General features: G+C 67.5%; 5 protein-coding genes. 4 read left to right on the top strand and 1 reads right to left on the bottom strand.

Annotated features, from left to right (window positions below; genetic code table 11):
* Nucleotides 1-145: 145 nt before the first annotated feature.
* Nucleotides 146-739 (bottom strand): hypothetical protein, encoded by a 594-nt coding sequence (locus tag GTP55_RS28955; RefSeq protein WP_161048226.1) that lies wholly within the window; start codon nt 737-739, stop codon nt 146-148.
* A gap of 136 nt (nt 740-875) precedes the next feature.
* Here GTP55_RS28955 and grxC point away from each other — a divergent pair, with 136 nt between their 5' ends.
* From grxC to GTP55_RS28935, 4 genes are all read left to right on the top strand, one after another.
* Nucleotides 876-1,133 (top strand): glutaredoxin 3, encoded by a 258-nt coding sequence (grxC, locus tag GTP55_RS28950; protein WP_161048225.1) that lies wholly within the window; start codon nt 876-878, stop codon nt 1,131-1,133.
* A gap of 84 nt (nt 1,134-1,217) precedes the next feature.
* On the top strand, nt 1,218-1,766 hold the full coding sequence (locus GTP55_RS28945) for a lipocalin family protein (protein WP_161048224.1): 549 nt from the start codon (nt 1,218-1,220) through the stop codon (nt 1,764-1,766).
* Nucleotides 1,767-1,829: 63 nt separating this feature from the next.
* Complete coding sequence (locus tag GTP55_RS28940; protein WP_161048223.1) at nt 1,830-3,008, top strand: M48 family metalloprotease; 1,179 nt, start codon at nt 1,830-1,832, stop codon at nt 3,006-3,008.
* Nucleotides 3,005-5,493: DUF4011 domain-containing protein (locus tag GTP55_RS28935; RefSeq protein WP_161048222.1), on the top strand; the 2,489-nt coding region annotated here is incomplete at its 3' end. The genes GTP55_RS28940 and GTP55_RS28935, both read left to right, overlap by 4 nt.

The raw sequence follows: 5,493 nt of genomic DNA, 5'->3' as shown, positions 1-5,493 counted from the left end.
CTATCTGACCCACGGGCTTAATGGCCCACAGTCTGGTCGGCATCACCCTGCCTGACCGCTTCACCTTTCTGATTATCTGATGGCGACGCGGTACGTTCAATATACGAGGTCTCCCATTTCTACACGAACACAACCTTAGCGAAGACTACGGTTGTGTTCGTGTAGAAATGGGGGACCTGACCCCGGGTTTTTCGCGGGTGCGGATGGCGTTGAGTTGCTTGAGTTCTTTGTCGCTGGCGTTGGCCAGCAGGGCTTCGTGGGCTTTGCCCAGTTCGACGTAACGGGCTTGTTCGGCCGTCAGCGCCTGGCCGCGCAGCGCCCAGCTGGTCAGCGCGCCGGTGGCCAGGCAGCACAGCAGCACCAGCACCGTGTAGACGGCAATCCAGCCGCCGGTCTTGAATTGCAGCAGGTTCAGCGACAGGCTGGTCTTGCGCGCCGCCTCGGTGGCTTCCGCCAGCCGCGCGATCATGTCGCTGAGGGCGGCCTGCGTGGCAGTGGTGGCCGCTGCGCTGGCCTGGACGGCGGCGCGGTCGGCGATGTGCTGCGCTTCGGCGCTGACCCGCACCGCTTCCGCAATCTTGCTGTCGATCTGGCTCAGGCCGGCATTGGCCAGTCGCACCAGCTTGTCGCAGTTGGCGATCTGCCGCGTCACGTTTGCCACTTCGCCGTGAAAACGTTCCACTTCCTTGGCGTGGGCGTCGAGCTTGTCGTTGAAGAGATCGAGTTCGGCTTGGTTCATGGCGAGGTCGGCAGGTGATCGATGCGCCTATCATACCGCCTTCCCCGTGCGACGAATAAGCAAAATCCTGCAGCTTGCGAGCATGGCCGGATTGGCCCGCCTGGTGCATACTGCACGCATCATTCAGGAGGACATCATGACTCAAGTCACCATTTATACCAGCCCGATCTGCGGCTACTGCACCATGGCCAAACGCCTGCTGGCCGGCAAGGGCGTGGCCGTCACCGAAATCGACGCCGGCAGCGATCCGCAAGCGCTGCAGGAGATGATGACGCGCAGCGGCCGCCGCACGGTGCCGCAGATTTTCTTCGGCGCGCGCCACATCGGCGGCTATGATGATCTGGTCAAGCTCGACCGCGCCGGCGATTTCGACGCCGCGCTGGCCGCCGGCTGAATGCCCCGCGTCGGCGCCCGGCCGGCGTGCGCCGCGGCCGGCCCAAACCGATTACCATGACGGTTTAACCGATGGGATAGCCGCATGAAAACTTTACTGTCCGCCGCCGCCCTGGCGCTGTGCTGCGCCGGTGCGCTGGCCGCCGAGGCGCCGCTGGCCACGATTGCCGCGCTGGACGTGCCGCGCTACATGGGCACCTGGCACGAGATCGCCAAGTTCCCCAATTCTTTCCAGCGCAAGTGCGTGGCCGCCACGACCGCCACCTATGCCTTGCAGAAGGATGGCACGGTGCAGGTGGTCAACCGCTGCCAGACCGCCAGCGGCGACATGATCGAAGCCACCGCCGAGGCGCGCCAGGTCGGCGCCGCCACCTCGCCCAAGCTGAAAGTGCGCTTTGCGCCGGCCTGGCTGTCGTTCCTGCCGATGGTGTGGGCCGACTACTGGGTGCTCGATATCGATGACGCCTACCAGCTGGCCGCCGTCGGCGAGCCGCGCCGCGAATACCTGTGGATCCTGTCGCGCACGCCGACCGTGTCGCCGGCGGCCTACGAGGCGCTGGTCGACCGCCTGACCCGCCAGGGTTTCGATACCAGCCAGCTGGTCAAAACGCCGGCCGCCAAACCGGCGCCCTAGCACGCTACAGCCGGGGCAATAATGCCTTATGATTAAGGCTGTTCAACCAGCGCCCGTGCCCCCTTGGAACCGACTACTTATCACCTCGCCGTTTGCGACTACCTGGAGCGGCGGGAGCCGGAACTGTGGCAATGGATCGCCGCCAGCCGCCAGCAGCAAGACCCCGAGCTGCGGCTGCACCTGCTCAAGACCACCTACCAGCTGAGCCGCGAGGCGCACGCCGCGCTGCACGAGGCCGTGGCGCTGGCGGCGCAGCGGCTCGGCATTGCGCCGGAGGTGGCGCTGTACCAGGCCCAGCATGACAGCCAGCCCAATGTGGCGATCCTGATCGAGGACCAGGCCGCCCACATCGTGTTCAGCGGCCCGGTGCTGGAACTGCTGGACGCAGCCGAACTGCAGGCCGTCATCGGCCACGAGCTGGCGCATTACGAGCTGTGGCAGCGTGACGGCGGCCGCTACTGGATCGGCAGCCGGCTGGTCGAGCGCCTCGCGGCGGAAGAGGCCGGCGTCGGCGAGTGGCATCACACGGCGTTGCGCTACCAGCAGTACATGGAAATCTACGCCGATCGCGGCGCCTACCAGGTGTGCCAGAACATTGCGCCGTGCATCGCCAGCCTGGTCAAGATTCAGACCGGACTCAAGCAGGTACATGTGGACAGCTATCTGGAGCAGGCCGACCGCATCCTGGCGCATCAGGGCGTGGTGAGCGAGGCGGTCAGCCATCCGCAATCCTTCATCCGCGCCCGCGCGCTGGCGCTGCATGCGGCCGGCGCGCCGGATGGCGACGCCACGCTGGCGCAGTGGCTGGACGGTGCGCTGGCGCCGGACGCGCTCGACATCCTCGGCCAGGTCGAGGTGGCGGCATTGACGCGCAGCGTGGTGGCCGGCCTGCTGGCCTCGCCGTGGTTCAACAGCGAGGCGGTGCGCGCGCTGGCGCGGCGCTACTGGGACGATTTCATTCCCGGCGAACCGGCCGCCGGGCGCCACCTGGGCGCGGTGGGCCAGGTGCGCCTGCCGCAGCCGCACCAGCTCGGCGAGTACCTGTCCTTCGTGCTGCTCGATTTCGCCTGCGCCGATCCGTCGCTGGAAGAGCTGCCGATGGCGGCCGCGTTGCAGCTGGCCGAGCAGTTGGACATCGCCGACGCCTTCGAGCGCGCGGTCCTGAAGGAAACCAAGCTGAAGAAAGCCGCCGTGGCCCGCTTGCGCGCCATGACGATCCCCACCGTTATCCCCCGCCCATGACCAACCCGACCCACAGTTTTTTCGACTTCCTCGCCACCCTGCACGACACGCCACAGACCGAGGACTTGCAGGCCTGGCTGCTGCCGCTGCTGGAGCAGGTGGCGGCGCTGCACGCGCAGGACCGGGTGGCGCCGCTGCAAGGCGTGGCCAGCCTGCGCTTCGATTACAACCAGCTGTGGTTCGAGCAGGGTCTGGCCAGCGCGCCGCAACGGGCCGACGCCAAAGTGACCGCGCTCGATCCGTTGACCACGCTCACCGTCAGCGCCCGCCTGTACCAGGATGAGGCGCAGCAGCGCAACCTCGCGCTCGGCGCGCTGCCGCAGGCCGAAGACGGCCTGACGGCGCCGCAGTACCTGCCGGGCTATGTGGCATGGGAGCACACGCTCGGCCACCACGATCCGCTGACCGACATTTTCGTGCTCGGTCTGGTGCTGGTGAGTGCGGCCTGTCGCCTCAACCTGTCCAGCGAGGACGACCTGGCGCGCTTTGTGGCCCACCGCCACAACCTGTTCGCGCTGAACGACCGCCTCAATCCGGTCTGGGCGCGGACCATCGTCCGCATGACCGAGCTGTCGCGCCATCGCCGCCAGCCGGATCTGCAGGAAGCGCTGCACACGCTGCGCAACTACCGGGTGCTGGAGGTGCCGCCGGCGCTGCCGGAAACGGCGCCGGGCGAAGGCGAGCGCAGCCGCCAGTTGCAGGCGCATCTGCGCGACCGCCTGTTTGAGGTCTCGCGCCGCAACAAGCTGCTGTACTTCAAGCCGTCGCAGCAGACGCTGAACCTGACCATGGGCTCGTTCCCGCTGATGCTGGACGTGCGCAACGTCAAGGAAGATCAGCTGTTCTACTGGCATGACGCGGTGGCGCGCCAGGTGTGCAGCGAGGCCGCGATTCCGCTGCAAAAATACCTGCGCTTCGAAGACTTGCCGTTCCTGCCGGCGCAGCTGGACACGATCCGCGCCAGCGCCCAGCGCGACCAGGCCGAGTACGGCTTCTCGCAGCTGCGGCTGGCGGTGTGCATGCTGCGCTGGCATAACTTCAAGGAAGACAAGGACGAGCGCATCACCACGCCGCTGCTGCTGTTGCCGGTGACGCTGACGCGCAAGAAGGGCGTGCGCGACACCTACCAGTTGCAGGCCACCACTTCGGTGGCCGAGGTCAATCCGGTGCTGCGCCACGTGCTGCGCCAGGTGTATGGTATCGAGCTGCCGGAAAGCATCGACCTCGACCAGCCGCTGGACGCCTTCCACGCGCAGTTTGAGCAGCAGATCCGCCAGTCGGAGCCGGGCATCACGCTGCACAAGATCGACCGCCCGCAGATCCAGCTGATCCGCCGCCAGGCGCGCGCGCGGCTGGACCAGTTCGAGCGCCGCCGCAAGAAGCTGAGCGGCCTGAGCCGCCGCAGCTATGGCGAATTCGAGTACAGCTACGACGCTGCCGCCTACCATCCGCTCGGCGTGCAGCTGTTCCTCGACCGCGTCAAGCCGCAGCCGGTGCCGCTGGCGTCGGTGGTGGGCAAGCCGCATCCGCTGTACATGGCGGCGCCGGATGCGGTCACTGCCGCCGACACCGTCGAGCAGGAAGTCTATGCGGTCGACCAGCAGCGCCCGGGCACGCCGTACGACTGGGAATTCGACCTGTGCGCGCTCACGCTGGGCAACTTCAATTACCGCAAGATGTCGCTGGTGCAGGACTACAACGCGCTGCTGCGCGAGAACCTGGCCAGCCCGGCGTTCGACGGCATTTTTTCGCTGGCGCCGCGGCCCGCCTTTGCCGATCCGGCGCCGGCGTCGTCGCTGGGCGAGCAGTTCACCGTGGTGCCGCAGGACCCGACCCAGGCGCGCGCCATCGCCCATGCGCGCAGCGGCGCCAGCATGATCATCCAGGGCCCGCCGGGCACCGGCAAGTCGCAGACCATCACCAACCTGATCGCCGATTACGTCGCGCGCGGCAAGCGCATCATGTTTGTCTGCGCCAAGCGCGCCGCCATCGACGTCGTCTATCACCGCCTGCAGCAGCACGGGCTGGAGCAGCTGTGCGCGATGATCCACGATTCGCAGGGCGACAAGAAAGCCTTCGTGATGGACCTGAAGGCCTGCTACGAAACCTGGATGGCGCCGGCTGCCGATCCGCACCAGGCCGAGCAGCAACGCGCCGCGCTGCTGGCGCTGGCCGACGGCGAACAGGCGCAGCTGGCGGCATTCTCCGCCCACATGACGCAGTCGCCCGACAGCCTGGGCATGCCGCTGCGCCAGCTGTACCAGCGCATCGCGCAGCTGACCGGCAGCGTCGATGCAGCCGAGGCCAGCGCGGATGACATCGACGCGCTGCCCGACTATGCGCTGTGGGCCGCGCACGGTCCGGTGTATCTGGCGCTGGCCGCGCGGCTGCGCGAGGCCGGACAGGACCCGTGCCTGGCGCGCCTGCCGCTGCGCCACCTGTATCCACAGCTGCTGGCGGCGCCGCAGCCGGCCGCCGCGTTGCG

This window comes from Duganella margarita, assembly GCF_009857535.1.
Classification (GTDB): domain Bacteria; phylum Pseudomonadota; class Gammaproteobacteria; order Burkholderiales; family Burkholderiaceae_D; genus Rugamonas; species Rugamonas margarita.
This window is presented reverse-complemented; position numbering and strand designations above follow the sequence as displayed.

Coding starts and splice junctions, on each gene's coding strand:
- GTP55_RS28955 (WP_161048226.1), bottom strand. CDS start 739: ATGAACCAAGCCGAACTCGATCTCTTCAACGACAAGCTCGACGCCCAC.
- grxC (WP_161048225.1), top strand. CDS start 876: ATGACTCAAGTCACCATTTATACCAGCCCGATCTGCGGCTACTGCACC.
- GTP55_RS28945 (WP_161048224.1), top strand. CDS start 1,218: ATGAAAACTTTACTGTCCGCCGCCGCCCTGGCGCTGTGCTGCGCCGGT.